Raw genomic sequence first — 17,964 nt, forward strand, 5'->3', positions numbered from 1 at the left:
CCCGTAACCTACACTTTGAGTTACGGGCATTTTCATATTGAGAATTATGCTTGATGAACAGTAAGTTGCGGGAACGGGAAACCAATTCCCTTCTCATTGAAGGTAGCATAAATCGTTTTATTCATATCAAAGTAAACACCCCAATAATCACTGGTTTTCACCCATACACGTATGACAATATTTACACTACTGGCATCCAATGCACTTAAAGCTATAAAAGGTTCCGGAGAATTCAGAATTCTTCCATCAGCTGCAACGACTTCCCTTATAACCTTCTCAACCTTATCATAATTTTCACCATAATCCACACCAATTACCCACTCAACGCGACGCGTTTCCTGTGTATTGTAATTTGTAACGACCCCACTACTCAACGAACCATTCGGTACATATACCAGCTTGTTATCAGCAGTTGTCAGAATGGTATGAAATATCTGAATTTCCCTTACAGTACCGGAAAAGTTCTGACATTCAATCCAATCACCTACTTTATAAGGTTTAAACAAGAGAATTACTAACCCACCTGCAAAGTTTTGAAGATTCCCGGAGAGTGCCATACCTATTGCCACACCGGCAGAAGCCAACAAAGCAGCAAAAGAAGTCGTTTCAACCCCCAAAGCACCTACCACAGAAATGATCAAAAGAATGGTCAAAAGAATATTTACGAGACTCTTAACAAAAGTTTTGATACTCACATCCAAATGACGTTTATCCATCATCTTGGCTGCCAATTTATTAAGCATCGAGACTAAAAAACGTCCTACGATAAAGACAAGTAACGCTTTTAAAATACTTCCTCCGGCACGGACACCGGCATCAATCAGTTGTTGAGTTATAAGAGCTAATTTATCAAGGCCGTCTGCATTAGCAATAGCTTGATCAAGATTGTCGGCAGCTACTTGTAAAGAATCAGCAACCGCCTGTGTAACTTGTAATAATATCATAACAATGTAATTTGAATATGAATATAAATTTTATGGTTTGTAAGATCAAGTGACAAAGATACTGCGTTTCAAGTTATAATAAAAGGTTTTCACGACAAATAAAAAGCCCCCCCTATCTTAAGCAAGGCATATAATACTCCTTCCACCGGTAAAGTCATAGATAGTTATCCGGTTCTTTGCTTTCTTCATCCAAAACAACTATTTTTGCGGGCGATTTCACAAGAAAGGGGTGCCTTAACATGACGGGCTGAGAACATACCCATTGAACCTGAACCGGGTAATGCCGGCGTAGAGAATGAATATAGTAGCAAAATGAAAAGAAATGTTTTAGCAGCTATCCTGACAACGATAGCGAGCGTATCCGTCTTTGGACAAAACGATGCCAGAGATAGTTTGAGAATTGTCAACTTACAAGAAGTGGAGGTAGTATCTACCCGTGCCTCCTCCAAAACCCCGGTAGCTTACAGTAACATTTCCAAAGAAGAGATCAAAAAACAAAACTTCGGTCTTGACCTTCCTTTTCTGCTGACTTCTACCCCATCCGTTCTTACCACTTCTGATGCCGGAGCAGGTGTGGGTTACACAAGTATCCGCGTGCGTGGAACGGACGCAACCCGCATTAACATTACCGCCAACGGGATACCGATGAACGATGCCGAAAGTCATTCGATTTTTTGGGTGAATACCCCGGACCTCGCTTCTTCATTGGAAGATATGCAGATACAGCGCGGAGCCGGCACATCAACCAACGGAGCCGGTGCTTTCGGTGGCAGCATTAATTTACGCACGGCCGGCATCCCGTCAAAACCTTACGCTGAAGTATCGGGTTCCTATGGTTCTTTCAACACCCATAAAGAGACTGTACGTGCCGGTTCGGGACTATTAGGCAATCATTGGGCTTTTGATGCGCGACTCTCAAACATACAAAGTGACGGTTATCGTGACCGGGCTACTTCGGATTTAAAATCATATTTCGTCCAAGGAGGCTATTATGGTGAATCTACCACAGTGAAATTCATAACTTTCGGTGGAAAAGAAAAGACCTATCATGCCTGGGACGGTATCAGCCGCGAGCAACTAAAAACAGACCGGACTTTCAATCCGAACGGAGCGATCAAACATGGAAATACCATTACGGGATTCTATGACGACCAAACGGATAACTACCGCCAGACACACTACCAACTGATATTCAATCATATCTTTTCTACCACATGGGATATGAATGTAGCATTGCATTATACAGATGGTTTCGGATATTACCAGGAATATAAAAATATGCGGACGCTGAAAGAATATGGCCTGCAACCCTTTTATCTTCCCGGAGAAACGGAACCTCAGAAGAAAACTGATTTAGTACGCCAAAAATTAGTGGATAGCGGTTTTGGCGGAGGCATATTCTCCGTAAATTATAAAAGCGAATGGCTAAATGCCTCTTTAGGGGGTGGTATCAACCAATACGGCAATGATCATTATGGAAAAGTAATCTGGGTGAAGAACTACACTTCCGATCTGAATCCCGACCATGAGTATTACCGCAATAAAGCCGAAAAAACAGATGGAAACATCTATGCAAAAGCCAATTACCAGATTACCGGAGGTCTCCATGCATACGCAGACCTGCAATATCGTTACATTAAATATAAGATCAATGGAGACAATGACAAATGGGATTGGACAGCTGATCCGGGACATCTGCAAAAATTGAAAGTAAATGAAAATTTCAGTTTTTTCAATCCCAAGGCAGGTCTATTCTGGCAAATCAATACGAACCATAGCGCGTATGCATCTTTTGCCGTGGCCCAAAAAGAGCCGACACGCAACAATTATACGGACGGACTTTTCAATGAGGTTCCACGGCCTGAAAAGATGCTGGACTATGAACTGGGATATACCTTCCGTAACAACTGGTTCACAGCCGGAATCAATCTTTACTATATGGATTACACCGACCAATTGATATTAAACGGTAAAGTCAACGACATCGGTGAAGCGATGGCTGAAAATGTAAAGGATAGCTATCGTATGGGAGCAGAGATCTCCATCAGCGCACGCATCACCGACTGGCTACGCTGGGACATCAATGGCACATGGAGCAAAAACCGGATCAAAAACTACGTAGGTTATGTCAGCGATTATGATTACGAAGGACAGATCAAGATAGAAGCAGGTGACACACCTATTTCCTTCTCACCGTCATTCATGGGAAATAGCATTATCGGATTCAATTATAAAGGTTTCGAAGCATCGTTCCAGTCACAATATGTCAGTAGCCAGTACCTTGACAATTTCGGAATAAAGGAAAATTCACTGGATTCTTATTTTGTCAATCATCTCAGCATGGCATATAGTTTCAAATTGCCTTCAATCAAGCAAATCACCCTTGGAGCCACCGTTTATAATCTCTTCAATACAAAATACGAAACAAACGGATACTCGCAAACCATTGCCACTTACGAAGGAAACGATAAGACACAAAAACCTGTGCTTGTGTTCGATCCCCGATTTTATCCGATGGCGGGGACCAATGTATTAGCCCATATAACCATTCGCTTCTGACATGAACTATCTCGAAATCCTCGGTACATTCATTGGCCTGATTTATTTATGGCTTGAATACAAGGCAAGCATATACCTCTGGATAGCAGGAATCATAATGCCTGCCATCTACATTTTTGTATATTACAAAGCAGGGCTATATGCCGATTTTGGTATTAATATTTACTATCTTGTTGCAGCCGTCTACGGATGGATTGTATGGAAATCGGGGCATAAAAAGCAGTATGCAGCCGGACTTCCCATCACACACCTTCCATTAAAATACCTGTTTTCATTGTCAGTCGTATTTCTCGTCACACTGTTGGGTATTGCCTGGATATTAATTGAATTTACAGATAGCAACGTACCCTGGCTCGATTCATTCACCACAGCTTTGAGCATTGTCGGCATGTGGATGCTCGCTCGCAAATATGTAGAGCAATGGTGGGCATGGATACTTGTGGATGTTGTTTGCTGCGGTCTTTATATTTACAAAGAATTATATTTTACTTCGGGACTTTACGGACTTTACTCTATAATTGCTATCTTTGGCTACCTGAAGTGGAAACGAATGATGGAACAGGGAAAATAAATCGTCAAATATAAAGTAGTAAGATATATGATAGAGATGGAGATAGAAGCTGTTATTCTGGGCAATGGAGATTATCCTTCACATCCCTACCCCTTAGACCTATTGCAACAAGCTCCTTATGTAGTCTGTTGTGACGGGGCAGCCAATGAATACATTCATCGTGGACATACTCCCGATGCCATAATAGGTGACGGAGATTCGCTTTCTGCAGAAAACAAAAAGAAATTCGCAGATATCTTCCACCCTATCAAAGATCAGGAATCGAACGACCAGACCAAAGCGATCCGCTTTTTACAAGCACAAGGAAAACACCGAATTGCTATCGTCGGAGGAACCGGAAAGCGGGAAGACCACACACTTGGAAATATCAGTTTATTAATAGATTATCTGCAAGAAGAATTAGAAGTAAGGATGATCACAGATTATGGTGTATTCATTCCTACTCACAATTCTCAAACATTCACATCTTATCCCGGTCAACAGATATCTATTTTCAATTTTGGCGCGAAAGGCTTGCAAGCAGATGGCCTTGTGTATCCCCTAAGCGATTTCAGCAATTGGTGGCAAGGCACATTGAATGAAGCTACAGGAACAGAATTCCATATTAAGGCATCAGGAAACTATTTGGTATTTCAGAACTTCCGATAATGAATGATTGAAATTTTATATTATAGGGTAAAGATATCTATCGAGATAGGCATTCATATCTCATTTGATGAGTCTTTATGTTTGTCACAATGACTATTAATGATCACCGCGATAACCTTTAACCACTATCGCGATGATCATTAATACCTGTCACGATGATCTTTAACACCTATTACGAGTAATATTTTGATTGTTCATGAAGATATATAAGCCTTTGATTGACAAGTAAAAAAAGGTGTACAATAATAAGAGATTCTGGTTATCAATTGTTATCTCTTTTTATTGCACACCACTAGGCAACAGCCGATCGATCTCCAAGCCATAAGTGAAAAGAATCGAACTGTTTAGTAAACTCTTTATAGAGAAATTATAGCGAAAGCAGATATTGCTTGAAATCAGCAAATTCTTTTGTCATAGGAAGACTCTTCTTTTCTCCTTTCATAAATGCCTGTAACTTAACAGGTATTTCAACTTCCTCACCGATAATACTTTCTACTGTATCCAGAAACTTAGCTGGATGCGCTGTTTCAAGAAAGACCCCGATTTCTCCCGGTTGTAAGTTTTCTTCAAGGGCACGATACCCACAAGCACCGTGAGGATCGAGCAAATAACGGGTTTCCTGATAGGTTTTCTTCACTGTTTCGCGAATCTGCTCATCGGTATAGGTGGTTCCACTAATATCGGAAGAGATAGCGGCATGAGATGCATCGTACAAATCAAGTACACGGGCAAAATTACTCGGATCTCCCACGTCCATAGCATTGGCAATAGTAGCTACCGAAGGACGAGGATTATACAGTCCGGTCAGAAGATACTGATAGAAGATATCGTTTTTATTATTAGCAGCAATGAAGCGTTTAACCGGCAGCCCCATCTTTTTACCAAACAATCCTGCCGTAATATTACCAAAGTTTCCGCTAGGTACACAAAAAACAGCGTTTTCAGCCTTACCTATCTTCTTCAACTGCGCATAAGCATAGAAATAATAGAAAGCTTGTGGCAAAAAACGGGCTACATTAATGGAATTGGCACTGGTGAGTTGCAGATGTTCATTAAGTTCCTTGTCCATAAATGCCGATTTGACAAGTGCTTGGCAATCGTCAAATGTTCCGTCTACTTCCAAAGCTGTAATATTCCTGCCTAAAGTGGTGAATTGTTTTTCCTGAATCTCACTCACCTTGCCTTTAGGGTAGAGTACGTATACATGAATACCTTCTACACCAAGAAAACCATTGGCCACGGCACTTCCGGTATCGCCAGAAGTGGCAACAAGCACATTTACCTGTTTTTTACCTTCTTTACGGATGAAATGTCCAAGCAAACGTGCCATAAAACGACCACCAACATCTTTGAAAGCAAGCGTAGGACCATGAAACAGTTCCAACGAATAAATAGCATCCTTAACACGTACCAACGGAACGTCGAAACTTAATGTATCATATACAATCTGTTTCAATGTTTCTGCAGGAACATCCTCTCCGAAGAAAGCATCTGCCACGTGATAGGCAATTTCCTGAAAAGATAATTGTTCGATGCTACCATAAAACTCCTGCGGCAAAGATTTGATTGCTTCGGGCATGAAAAGTCCCTTATCGGCAGCAAGCCCTTTCACTACAGCTTCCTCAAGAGTAGCGACAGGTGCTTGACGGTTCGTACTATAATATTTCATAATCTATTGTTTTTACTTATTGGTATGGATATTTTCCGTTCCGGAAACGGTCATAAACTCCCGGATAAATTCATCTTCTTTCATCAAACCATATGCTCCACGGCAAGCAGCGACTTCATCATAGGTCTGCACCTCATCGGGTTCAATGCCGGGATACCAGATCAGAAAAGGAACAGGTTCATTGGTGTGAGTCCTGAGTTCGCAAGGTGTAGGATGATCGGGCAGAACGGCAATCGCTACAGACTCCTCCCAATCCTTCACGGCTTCATAGATGGGTCTGACTGCACGGTTATCCAAGTTCTCTATCGTGAGCAATTTAAGATCGATGTCTCCTTCGTGGCCTGCCTCGTCACTGGCTTCGATATGCAGATAAACAAAATCATCGGTTTGCAAAGCTTCCAAAGCGGCAGCCACTTTATTCTCATAATTCGTATCATAAAGCCCGGTAGCCCCTTCTACGGCAATACACCGCAGACCAGCATAGACACCGATTCCATTTATCAAATCGACCGCTGAAATGACCGCTCCTTTTCTCACTTGCGGGAAAGTTTCCGAAAGAGTCTCCATCTTGGGTCGGTAACCGGGACTCCACGGCCAAATACTATTGGCAGGATCTTTACCTTCGGCGATACGCTTTAAATTCAACGGATGATCTCGCAAGAGTTCCTGAGATTTCAAGATCAGCTCGTTAATTAATTCCGCTGTCTCTTCTGCTTCCGGAACTTGCGGCCTCACCATCAAAGGTCGGAACGGCTTCAAAGGGACGTCATGAGGAGGTGTGCAATCGATTTGCTTATTTCCTCCTTTGATAACCAATAAATGGCGATATTGCACACCTGTATGAAAACGCACCCTGTCGCTACCCAGGTTTTCCTGTAAGTACTTCACCAATACATCCGCTTCTTCGGTGGTAATGTGACCGGCAGAATGATTTTTGATATTCTCCCCATCCAAACAGATGAGATTGCAGCGCATCGCCATCTCCCCCGGTTGCAAGTCCACTCCGATACTGGCTGCCTCAAGCGGCCCACGGCCTTCATATACTTTCGGCAGATTATAACCCAATACCGACATGTTAGCCACTTCGCTACCCGGATGAAAACCATCAGCAACCGTCAGCAGCCTTCCGTTACGTCCCATTCGAGCAAGCTTATCCATATAAGGCGTTTTTGCATATTGCAGGAGCGTCTTACCTCCCAGTGACTTTACAGGCCAGTCGGCCATACCGTCACCTAATATGATGATATGTTTCATTTTCACTCATATTGATTAAACATTCGCTATGCTCATGATATCCGCAAATACTCCGGCAGCCGTCACTCCGGCACCGGCACCGTAACCTTGTATCATCATCGGATACTCCCGGTAACGTTCGGTAGTCAACAAAATGATGTTATTACTTCCTTCCAAACCGTAGAAAGGATGATTGGCCCCTACTTCCTGCAAACCTACGGAAGCCTTACCATTTTCCAGTTTAGCAACGAAACGCCAATGCTTGTTCTCTTTCTCCAATATCCGACGGCGTGCTTCAAAGTCGGCATCAAGACCCGGCACACGTTTCCAGAATTCTTCCAATGAACCCTTGAAGAAATCATCCGGTACAAAAAGATTCTTCTCCACGTCTTCCTGTTCCAGTCTATATCCTGCTTCACGAGCCAGAATGACCAGTTTACGGATCACATCCTTACCGCTCAAGTCGATGCGCGGATCAGGTTCGGAATAGCGTTCTTCCTGTGCCATCTTTATCGTCCGGCTAAAGGGAATGTCCGCACTGATTTTATTGAATATATAGTTCAGTGTACCACTCAGCACCGCTTCTATTTTCAAAATCTTGTCACCACTATGAATCAAGTCATTGATGGTGTTGATAATCGGAAGCCCGGCTCCCACATTCGTTTCGAACAGATACTTCACACCACGCTGACGGGCAATCTGTTTCAGTTCACGATAGTTTTCGTATTCGGACGATGCAGCTATCTTATTGGCGGCAACTACGGAAACATTGTGTTGCAACAAGTCTTTGTAGAGCGAAGCCACTCCCGGACTTGCCGTACAATCGACAAAGACGGAATTGAAAATATTCATGCCGATAATTTCATCCCGCAACGATTCGAGTGTAGACTCGATTCCCTTCTCTGAAAGCTCCTGCCTGTAATCGGTGAGATTGATTCCTTCACGACAGAACAAAGCTTTCGAAGCATCGGCAATCCCTACAACATTCAATTTCAATCCGTTCTCTAACTTCAACTTCTCCTGCTGGCAACGTATCTGCTCTATCAGACTTCCTCCTACCGTACCTATACCGCAAATAAAAAGATTCAATACCTGATATTCCGATAAGAAGAAAGAGTCATGGATCACATTCAAAGATTTACGCAAAGAATTACAATCGACTACAAACGAGATATTTGTTTCCGAAGCTCCCTGAGCGCAAGCAATCACATTGATACCATTGCGCCCCAATGTACCGAACAATTTTCCGGCAATGCCCGGTGTATGCTTCATATTTTCGCCCACAATAGCCACTGTAGCAAGGTTCTTTTCCGCCTGTATCGGTGATATCTCACCCATCTCGATCTCTTTCATGAACTCCTCGTTCAATACTCCGCATGCGAGATCGGCATCCGCGTTACGCACACCGATAGAAGTACTGTTCTCGGAAGATGCCTGAGACACCAGGAACACGCTGATTCCATTCTTTGCCAAAGCTTTAAAGATACGGTAGTTCACACCGATAACGCCCACCATACCAAGACCTTGTACCGTTATCAAACTGGTGTCGTTAATAGAAGAAATACCTTTGATCGCTTTCGTTTGCGGATCGGACACCTCCTGCCTGATCACAGTTCCGGCTCCTTCGGGATTGAATGTATTCTTTATTATAATAGGTATGTTTTTATGGCATACCGGATAGATAGTAGGCGGGTATACCACTTTTGCTCCAAAGTTACAAAGCTCTGTTGCCTCCACATAACTCAGTTCGTTGATTGTATACGCTGTGGAAATGACACGGGGATCGGCTGTCATAAAGCCATCCACATCCGTCCATATCTCCAAGCTGTCGGCATTAAGGGCGGCAGCGATAACTGCGGCGGTGTAATCCGAACCACCTCTGCTGAGATTTGTTACATCCCCCGTCACTTTGTCCGAAGAGATAAATCCCGGAACCAACGAAACCTTCGGAAGCGACCGGAAAGTTTCTTTCACCAACCGATGCGTCAATTCCGTGTCCAAAGTATGTTTGGAATGTTTCTTCTCTGTTTTAATAAAAGTACGTGAGTCAAACCAGCAGGCATCTTTTATCAACTGGGCAACGATGATAGAAGAAAGACGTTCTCCATAACTTACAATGGTATCGGATGTTTTGGGAGAAAGATCTTTAATCAGATATATTCCCTGAAAAATATCTTTCAGTTCATTGAGCAGTTCCCCTACCTGGCGTTGTAAAGCGGTCTGTTCCTCTCCTGCCGGAAAGATTTCCTTGACCATTTCCACGTGACGGTATACTATCTCGCGAAACTCCCCTTCATAAGCCGAATTACCGGCAGCCGCCATTTTAGAGGTATTAATCAGTTTATCGGTAATACCGCCTAAAGCGGAAACTACCACTATGACCGGTTCACCAGCCGACTCTACTATTCTCTTTACGCTTAAAATGCTGTTCACGGAACCTACGGACGTCCCGCCGAATTTCATTACTTTCATGCAGATACTTTTATTGATTCTTGCCCCGTTTGCGAGGCAAGGTAAATTGACAACTAAACTTTAAATTGAATTTGCTTACTTTCTGTAAGCGTGGTTCACGTAGAAACACAAATACTATCCCTTAACCCCTAAGGGTCATGGTACACATCGATGTGACTGTATGTGGATAGTACTTCATCATAGTTATTGTTTCTCGTTACTGTTTGATAAGATGTCGCAAAAGTAACAATAAAAACGTTCAATCTATCACTTTTTATGATATTTTTCTATTAAAAAGATTCTTCGTTCCCTCAAGCGATCAATAATGCGGTTGCACTTTTATGACATTTTGTTAGAATATACAAGATATATCACTATCTTTGCAGTAATTAATCGTAGAATTAGCGTGTATGAATCCCTCAAATACTTCCGTATTGTTAATATATACTGGTGGCACAATTGGAATGATAGAAAATGCCAATACCGGAGCACTTGAAAACTTCAACTTCGAGCAGTTGCAGAAACATGTCCCTGAGCTAAAGAAGTCTGACTGTACCATACATTCCTATCAATTCGACCCTCCGATGGACTCATCGGATATGGAACCTGAAATCTGGCGCAAACTGGTAAAGATCATCAGTGACAATTACGATAAATATACAGGATTCGTTATTCTGCATGGTACGGATACCATGGCATACACGGCATCGGCACTAAGTTTTATGCTGGAAGGGCTGGATAAGCCCGTCATACTTACCGGATCGCAACTACCCATCGGTGTACTCCGTACAGATGGTAAGGAAAACCTAATGACAAGTATCGAAATAGCTTCCGCTTTGGACAAAAACGGTCGTCCGCTCGTGCCTGAAGTATGCATCTTTTTCGAGAACCATCTGATGCGTGGCAATCGTACTACCAAAATGAATGCGGAGAACTTCAATGCATTCCGTTCATTCAATTATCCTTTATTGGCAGAAGCAGGCATACATATCAAATATAATCACTCCGTCATTCACCAGATCACGGAGAGGGAGGAGCTAAAACCCCATTATCTGTTAGATACCAATATTGCAGTATTAAAACTGTTTCCCGGCATACATGAAAATGTAGTGGCGGCAACGCTTGCCATCGATGGGTTAAGAGCCGTCGTTCTCGAAACGTATGGCTCAGGAAATGCGCCACGCCGCCAATGGTTCCTTCGCCTGCTGCGTGAAGCCAACGAAAAAGGCATCGTGATTGTTAATGTCACCCAGTGCAACGCTGGAACCGTAGAGATGCAACGTTACGAAACCGGTTACCACCTGTTAGAGGCAGGTATCACTTGTGGATACGACAGCACGACAGAGTCGGCAATTACTAAACTTATGTTCCTGCTTGGACACGGATACAGCCCCGAAGAGATCCGCGAACGAATGTCGCTTCCCATAGCAGGCGAAATCACCATATAATCCTAAACCTCGTTATATAGATCGGCACAGATTATTCCTTATTAAGAAAATAATCTGTGTCAATCTGCATAATCTATAAGGTAATATCCCTACTTTTGTCCTGTCAATAAAGAAGGATAAAAGAATGGCTAAAGAAAAAACCGTATATGTATGCAGCAATTGCGGACAAGAATCGCCTAAATGGGTGGGGAAATGCCCTTCCTGTGGAGAATGGAACACGTATGTAGAAGAGATTGTTCGCAAAGAACCTTCCAACCGCCGACCTGTTTCCGGAATAGAAACAGCCAAGGCTAAACCGATCACTTTAAAGGAGATAGAAGCAGATGACGAACCACGTATCGATATGCACGATGAAGAGTTGAACCGTGTGTTGGGCGGTGGACTCGTCCCCGGCTCATTGGTGTTGATCGGTGGAGAACCGGGAATAGGCAAATCGACACTTGTCTTGCAAACAGTTCTGCACATGCCCGAAAAGCGCATCCTTTACATATCCGGTGAAGAGAGCGCACGCCAACTGAAACTTCGTGCCGACCGGTTGAGCAATATTTCCAGCGATTGCCTCATCGTGTGTGAAACTTCCCTGGAACAGATCTTTGTTCACATCAAAAACACGAATCCCGATTTGGTCATCATCGACTCCATTCAGACAATTTCCACAGAAAGCATCGAGTCCTCTCCCGGAAGTATATCACAGGTCCGCGAATGTTCAGCCTCCATCCTTCGCTTCGCCAAAGAGACGCACACACCGGTACTCCTCATCGGTCATATTAATAAAGAAGGAAGCATTGCAGGCCCGAAAGTACTGGAGCATATTGTCGATGCCGTACTGCAATTCGAAGGAGACCAGCACTACATGTACCGCATCTTGCGAAGCATCAAGAACCGTTTCGGAAGCACTGCCGAGCTAGGCATTTATGAGATGCGGCAGGACGGGTTGCGACAAGTAAGTAACCCATCCGAACTTTTGCTAAATCAAGATCATGAAGGGATGAGTGGTGTCGCCATTGCTTCTGCCATTGAAGGCATACGTCCTTTCCTGATTGAAACGCAAGCTTTGGTAAGTTCGGCTGTTTACGGTACTCCTCAACGCTCGGCTACCGGATTCGACATCCGCCGGATGAACATGCTTTTGGCCGTCCTAGAGAAACGGGTCGGATTCAAACTGGCACAGAAAGATGTATTCCTGAATATCGCTGGAGGATTGAAAGTAAATGATCCAGCGATCGACTTGGCCGTGATCAGTGCAATTCTATCCTCGAACATGGATGCATCCGTCGAACCGGAAGTATGCATGGCAGGTGAAATAGGTTTGTCCGGTGAAATACGACCGGTAAATCGTATCGAGCAACGTATCGGAGAGGCCGAGAAATTAGGCTTCAAACGTTTCTTACTGCCCAAATACAATCTGCAAGGGATTGACACCCGGAAATTAAAAATAGAATTGGTTCCGGTTCGGAAAGTGGAAGAAGCTTTCCGGGCATTGTTCGGATAATAAAAGCCATTACAACTTAATAGACTACCAACCAATGATACAGGAATATCAACTACGTATATTGCCCGAAATAGCTGCTAACGAACAGCGTTTGAAAGAATATTTAGCGGAAGAAAAAGGGTTACGCCTGTGTGACATCACCGCCACCCGCATTCTGAAACGGAGCATCGATGCCCGTCAACGAACCATCTTTGTCAATCTGAAAGTGAGGGCATACGTCAACGAGATGCCTGCCGATGATGAGTTCGAACGTACTATATATAATAAGGTGGAAGACAAACCACAAGTTGTTATCGTAGGTGCCGGTCCCGGAGGATTGTTTGCAGCCTTGCGACTCATCGAAGCGGGTTATCGGCCTATCGTTGTGGAACGGGGGAAAAACGTACGCGACCGGAAGAAAGATTTAGCTCTGATCAGTAGGGAGCATACAGTCAATCCCGAATCGAACTATAGCTTCGGAGAAGGGGGGGCAGGAGCCTATTCTGATGGGAAATTATACACCAGAAGCAAAAAAAGGGGAAATGTGGATAAAATACTCCATGTGTTTTGTCAGCACGGAGCCTCTACTGCTATCTTGGCGGATGCTCATCCTCATATCGGAACGGATAAACTGCCACGCGTTATCGAGAATATGCGAACTACGATCATTAACTGCGGTGGGGAAGTACATTTCGAGACTCGAATGGATGCTCTCATCATAGAAAAGGGAGAAGTGAAAGGCATTGAAACCAATACCGGAAAAACGTTTCTCGGCCCTGTAATATTGGCTACCGGTCATTCGGCACGGGATGTATATCGCTGGTTGGCGACAAACAAGGTAACCCTCGAAGCAAAAGGAATCGCTGTAGGTGTCCGCTTGGAACATCCTGCCACACTGATAGACCAAATACAATATCATAATAAAAACGGAAGAGGAAAATATCTTCCGGCAGCAGAATATAGTTTCGTCACGCAGGTTGAAGGCAGAGGGGTATATAGTTTTTGCATGTGTCCCGGTGGTTTTATAGTTCCAGCCGCCAGTAGTCCGGAACAAGTGGTAGTAAATGGAATGTCTCCTTCCAATCGCGGTTCAAAATGGAGTAATTCGGGAATGGTGGTGGAGATACGGCCGGAGGACTTGGAGAAGGAAGATGGAGGACGAGCGATTGGAGAAGTTATGGACGCGAGGGATCAGCAAGGGAATGGGGCATTGGACATGCTTTATTTTCAGGAAGAGCTGGAACGTCAGTGCTGGTTGCAAGGAGGCTGCCGACAGACGGCACCGGCACAACGTATGCTGGATTTTACAAAGAAAAAACTGAGTTATGACCTTCCCGAGTCATCCTATAGTCCCGGACTTGTCTCGTCTCCTTTACATTTTTGGATGCCGGACTTTATTACTAAACGACTTGCGGCTGGTTTTCAACAATTTGGTAGAATGAGCCACGGGTTCCTGACAAACGAAGCAGTGATGATTGGAGTGGAAACCCGTACTTCCTCCCCTGTACGGATTGTCAGAGATAAAGATACATTGCAACATGTAACGGTCAAGGGGCTGTTTCCCTGCGGGGAAGGTGCCGGATATGCGGGAGGCATCGTTTCGGCAGGAATAGACGGAGAGAGATGTGCGGAAGCAGCAGTAAATTACCTAAATAATAAGAAATAATGAATCATAAACCGGAAATTGCCATCATCGAACCAAACACGCTTACCGCCCTTGGTCTGAAAAACATACTGGAAGAGATCATCCCGATGGCAGTGATCCGCACTTTCCGTAATTTCGGTGAACTGATAGATGATACTCCCGATATGTATGCCCATTACTTTATCTCAGCACAGATCTACGTCGAACACAATACTTTTTTTCTACCACGGAAAAAGCAGACGATCGTACTGGCGGGAGAGAGCCAATCTCTCCAACTATCGGGTGTTCCCATATTGAACATTTACCAAACGGAAGAACAACTGGTCAAAGATATCCTGAAGCTTCACCAGCACGCCCATCACAGTGGTCATCCATCGGAAGCGATCCCTCCACGGACAATCGTAGAACATGAGTTATCCGCCCGCGAAATAGAAGTATTGGTATTGATAACCAAAGGACTTATCAATAAAGAAATTGCCGACAAGCTTAATATTAGCCTGACAACCGTCATCACCCACCGGAAGAATATCACCGAAAAACTAGGCATCAAATCTGTCTCAGGCCTGACCATTTATGCAGTAATGAACGGGTATGTCGAAGCCGACCGTATATAATCCTAATAAATGAGGATTGCACAATTATGAGATTTGCCTTTTCTTTGCAGACAAATAAAGTACACAATGAAAAGAAAGAGCATTCTCATTGCCTTGGCTCTCATGTCGATAGGCAGCACACAAGCTGAAGATGTCCGGAAAGACACAATCAAAGTAATAGATGTGGAGGAGGTAATAGTCATTGCTTCCCCGAAGGAAAACCGCAAGTTACGCGAACTGCCTACCGCCAGCACACTTCTTTCACAAAAAGACATGCAGGCAAACCAAGTCACCAATCTGAAAGGACTGTCTGCCGTTGTGCCTAATATCTTTATTCCCGATTATGGCTCCAAACTGACTTCCGCCATTTATATCCGCGGCATCGGATCACGCATCAATACGCCTTCTGTAGGATTGTATGTAGACAACATCCCTTATATCAACCAATCCGCTTTTGATTTCAACTATTCGGACATAGAACGTATCGACGTACTCCGCGGTCCGCAAGGAACACTTTACGGCCGTAACACGATGGGCGGGCTTATCCGGGTACATACAAAATCCCCTTTCAGCTATCAAGGAACGGACATCCGTTTAGGGGCTGCCACTTATGGTAATTACAATGCATCACTAACCCACTACCACCGTCTTTCGGATCAATTAGCCTTCTCTGCCGGAGGATTCTATGAACATGCAGACGGTTTCTTTAAGAATTCATGGTTGAACAATAAAAAGATAGACCGCATCAATGCCGGTGGCGGCCGACTCCGCAGCATCTACTTGCCTTCTGAAAACCTGAAACTGGATTTTAACGTAAACTATGAATATAGCGACCAGGGAGGATATCCGTACTTCTATACCGGTAAAGTTGACGAAGCTGACAGGGAAAAAGATGAACGTAAAGACAAAATAGGCCTGATCTCATACAACGATGAAAGCAGCTATTACCGTAATTTGCTGAATGCAAGCGTCAACATCGAATATCAGGCTACTAATTTCACACTGAGTGCAGTGACCGGATACCAACACCTGAAAGACCGCATGTTTCTTGATCAGGATTTTACAGAAGAAGACATCTTCAATTTGGAACAGAAACAGAAGCTGAACACGATCTCTGAAGAAATCGTCCTCAAGTCAAAACCGGGCAGAAGATGGGAATGGGCTACCGGAGCTTTCGGCTTCTACCAATGGCTGCATACAAGCGGTCCGGTAATGTTTAAAGAAAGAGGTATACAAAGCATGCTGGAGGATGAGATAAACAACCATATTCCGGATATGGGCAAAATGGGGCAGATGAGCGTGGATATCACCACTTCCCCACTCTGGGTAAGTGGAAGCTTCGACACCCCGATAGTTAATGGTGCCCTTTTTCATCAATCCACTTTCCACGATTTATTGGTGAAAGGACTTTCTCTCACAATCGGGTTACGACTGGATTATGAAAAGAATTCCATGACATATTCGTCACGAAGCGACATCAATTATAACTTTAACATGAACAGTGTCATGATCAAAGATCCGATTAGCCAGGCACTCTCTCTGGCTCCTGCCTTCAATGGCAAATTGGATAATGATTATTTGCAATTACTTCCCAAATTTGCCTTACAGTATGAATGGAAAAAGGGAAATAGCGTTTATGGCACAGTCTCGCGCGGGTATCGTTCCGGAGGATACAATGTCCAGATGTTTTCCGACCTGATTAAAAGTAGTATGAGAAACGGCATGCAAGGTCAGATCAAAGAATCACTGACCGAGATTTTCAGTCACATGCAGGGAATGCCGCCCAGCGTAATAGACAAAATTCTAGCTAACATTCCCGGTGCCGGTCCCGAACCGGATGTGGCAGCAGCAACTACTTTTAAACCGGAATATACATGGAATTATGAGGTAGGGGCACATTTAACACTATTCGATAATCGGCTGTTTGCGGACATGGCAGCTTTCTATATGGATACGCGCAACCAACAAGTGGCCAAATTTGCAGAAAGCGGTTTAGGACGTGTCACCGTAAATGCCGGAAAGAGTCGCAGTTATGGCGCAGAGATTGCCTTACGTGCCGCTATTACAGATGCTTTCAGCCTGAATGCCAATTATGGTTATACCTATGCTACGTTCAGGGAGTATGCAGTAGACAAGAATACCAATTATAAAGGCAACTATGTACCTTTTGTGCCTAAGCATACTCTCAATGCAGGCGCTCAATATATCTTCCGAATCGCTCCCCGCCATTGGTTGGATCGGGTACAACTAAACGCCAACTACAATGCAGCCGGACGCATCTATTGGACAGAGGCCAACAATGCCAGCCAATCGTTCTACGGGACACTGAACGGCCGAGTAAGCCTTGAGAAAGGAAACGGTGCCATCGCTTTTTGGATTCGCAACGCATTGGATAAGAAGTATGAAGCTTTCTATTTCGAAAGTATGGGAAACGGATTTATGCAAAAAGGACGCCCAATGCAATTGGGTATAGAAGTACGTTGCCGATTTTAAAAAGAAAGAGATAAGTTTAGAGCCGGCTTAGATTTTCTTCCTGAATTTAAACCGGCTCTACAACAACTATTCTTTACAAGAATTCCACACACCGAGGAAGGCATTCGACCTCACCGATGAAAGGGGTGTTCATCACCGAGGAACATGGCCTTCATCACCGACCAAGGGGGCGTTCATCACCGAGGTAAAAATCGCACCTATTAGGCATTGGATATCAATCTTTTACAAAACACATTTCA

Annotated in this window: 12 protein-coding genes; 8 read left to right on the forward strand and 4 right to left on the reverse strand. The window is 43.9% G+C overall.

Going from position 1 to position 17,964, the window contains the following annotated elements; genetic code table 11:
* Positions 1-44: 44 nt before the first annotated feature.
* Positions 45-944, reverse strand: a complete 900-nt coding sequence (locus H8744_RS02720; RefSeq protein WP_262433381.1) for a mechanosensitive ion channel family protein — start codon at positions 942-944, stop codon at positions 45-47.
* 312 nt (positions 945-1,256) lie between these two features.
* Between H8744_RS02720 and H8744_RS02725 the strand changes: the two genes are divergently transcribed.
* From H8744_RS02725 to H8744_RS02735, 3 genes are read left to right on the forward strand one after another with little or no spacing between them, the layout of a single operon-like run.
* Positions 1,257-3,503 (forward strand): TonB-dependent receptor, encoded by a 2,247-nt coding sequence (locus H8744_RS02725; protein WP_262433382.1) that lies wholly within the window; start codon positions 1,257-1,259, stop codon positions 3,501-3,503.
* Between the two features lies 1 nt (position 3,504).
* Positions 3,505-4,074: a nicotinamide riboside transporter PnuC gene (gene pnuC, locus H8744_RS02730; protein ID WP_262433383.1), complete on the forward strand. Its 570-nt coding sequence runs from the start codon at positions 3,505-3,507 to the stop codon at positions 4,072-4,074.
* Between the two features lie 36 nt (positions 4,075-4,110).
* Positions 4,111-4,722 (forward strand): thiamine diphosphokinase, encoded by a 612-nt coding sequence (locus tag H8744_RS02735; protein WP_305067426.1) that lies wholly within the window; start codon positions 4,111-4,113, stop codon positions 4,720-4,722.
* A gap of 367 nt (positions 4,723-5,089) precedes the next feature.
* On the opposite strand, the gene thrC is transcribed toward H8744_RS02735, so the two are convergent.
* The 3 genes from thrC to thrA are packed head-to-tail and all read right to left on the reverse strand — an operon-like array spanning position 5,090 to position 10,096.
* A complete protein-coding gene (gene thrC, locus H8744_RS02740; RefSeq protein ID WP_262433385.1) occupies positions 5,090-6,391 on the reverse strand; it encodes a threonine synthase in 1,302 nt (433 codons plus the stop codon).
* A gap of 12 nt (positions 6,392-6,403) precedes the next feature.
* A complete protein-coding gene (locus H8744_RS02745; protein WP_262433386.1) occupies positions 6,404-7,645 on the reverse strand; it encodes a cofactor-independent phosphoglycerate mutase in 1,242 nt (413 codons plus the stop codon).
* 15 nt (positions 7,646-7,660) lie between these two features.
* The gene (gene thrA / locus H8744_RS02750) at positions 7,661-10,096 is read right to left on the reverse strand and encodes a bifunctional aspartate kinase/homoserine dehydrogenase I (protein WP_262433387.1); all 2,436 of its coding nucleotides are present in this window, start codon (positions 10,094-10,096) and stop codon (positions 7,661-7,663) included.
* A gap of 389 nt (positions 10,097-10,485) precedes the next feature.
* On the opposite strand from thrA, the gene H8744_RS02755 reads away from it, so the two are divergent.
* From H8744_RS02755 to H8744_RS02775, 5 genes are all read left to right on the forward strand, one after another.
* On the forward strand, positions 10,486-11,523 hold the full coding sequence (locus tag H8744_RS02755) for an asparaginase (RefSeq protein ID WP_262433388.1): 1,038 nt from the start codon (positions 10,486-10,488) through the stop codon (positions 11,521-11,523).
* A gap of 124 nt (positions 11,524-11,647) precedes the next feature.
* Positions 11,648-13,015, forward strand: coding sequence for a DNA repair protein RadA (radA, locus tag H8744_RS02760; protein WP_262433389.1), 1,368 nt, complete (start codon positions 11,648-11,650; stop codon positions 13,013-13,015).
* 34 nt (positions 13,016-13,049) lie between these two features.
* Entirely contained in the window at positions 13,050-14,660 is a 1,611-nt protein-coding gene (locus tag H8744_RS02765) for an NAD(P)/FAD-dependent oxidoreductase (protein ID WP_262433390.1), read from the forward strand.
* Positions 14,660-15,253, forward strand: a complete 594-nt coding sequence (locus H8744_RS02770; protein WP_262433391.1) for a response regulator transcription factor — start codon at positions 14,660-14,662, stop codon at positions 15,251-15,253. The genes H8744_RS02765 and H8744_RS02770 overlap by 1 nt, the downstream gene beginning before the upstream one ends.
* Positions 15,254-15,319: 66 nt before the next feature.
* The gene (locus H8744_RS02775; protein WP_262433392.1) at positions 15,320-17,725 is read left to right on the forward strand and encodes a TonB-dependent receptor; all 2,406 of its coding nucleotides are present in this window, start codon (positions 15,320-15,322) and stop codon (positions 17,723-17,725) included.
* Positions 17,726-17,964: the final 239 nt, after the last annotated feature.

Origin of the sequence: Jilunia laotingensis (genome assembly GCF_014385165.1) — a bacterium.
Classification (GTDB): Bacteria; Bacteroidota; Bacteroidia; order Bacteroidales; family Bacteroidaceae; genus Bacteroides; species Bacteroides laotingensis.

What these genes read in the sequence shown, in the direction of transcription:
- H8744_RS02725 (WP_262433382.1), top strand. Translation starts at nt 1,257, where the DNA reads ATGAAAAGAAATGTTTTAGCAGCTATCCTGACAACGATAGCGAGCGTA.
- H8744_RS02775 (WP_262433392.1), top strand. Translation starts at nt 15,320, where the DNA reads ATGAAAAGAAAGAGCATTCTCATTGCCTTGGCTCTCATGTCGATAGGC.
- H8744_RS02770 (WP_262433391.1), top strand. Translation starts at nt 14,660, where the DNA reads ATGAATCATAAACCGGAAATTGCCATCATCGAACCAAACACGCTTACC.
- H8744_RS02755 (WP_262433388.1), top strand. Translation starts at nt 10,486, where the DNA reads ATGAATCCCTCAAATACTTCCGTATTGTTAATATATACTGGTGGCACA.
- pnuC (WP_262433383.1), top strand. Translation starts at nt 3,505, where the DNA reads ATGAACTATCTCGAAATCCTCGGTACATTCATTGGCCTGATTTATTTA.
- H8744_RS02735 (WP_305067426.1), top strand. Translation starts at nt 4,111, where the DNA reads ATGGAGATAGAAGCTGTTATTCTGGGCAATGGAGATTATCCTTCACAT.
- thrC (WP_262433385.1), bottom strand. Translation starts at nt 6,391, where the DNA reads ATGAAATATTATAGTACGAACCGTCAAGCACCTGTCGCTACTCTTGAG.
- radA (WP_262433389.1), top strand. Translation starts at nt 11,648, where the DNA reads ATGGCTAAAGAAAAAACCGTATATGTATGCAGCAATTGCGGACAAGAA.
- H8744_RS02745 (WP_262433386.1), bottom strand. Translation starts at nt 7,645, where the DNA reads ATGAAACATATCATCATATTAGGTGACGGTATGGCCGACTGGCCTGTA.
- thrA (WP_262433387.1), bottom strand. Translation starts at nt 10,096, where the DNA reads ATGAAAGTAATGAAATTCGGCGGGACGTCCGTAGGTTCCGTGAACAGC.
- H8744_RS02720 (WP_262433381.1), bottom strand. Translation starts at nt 944, where the DNA reads ATGATATTATTACAAGTTACACAGGCGGTTGCTGATTCTTTACAAGTA.
- H8744_RS02765 (WP_262433390.1), top strand. Translation starts at nt 13,050, where the DNA reads ATGATACAGGAATATCAACTACGTATATTGCCCGAAATAGCTGCTAAC.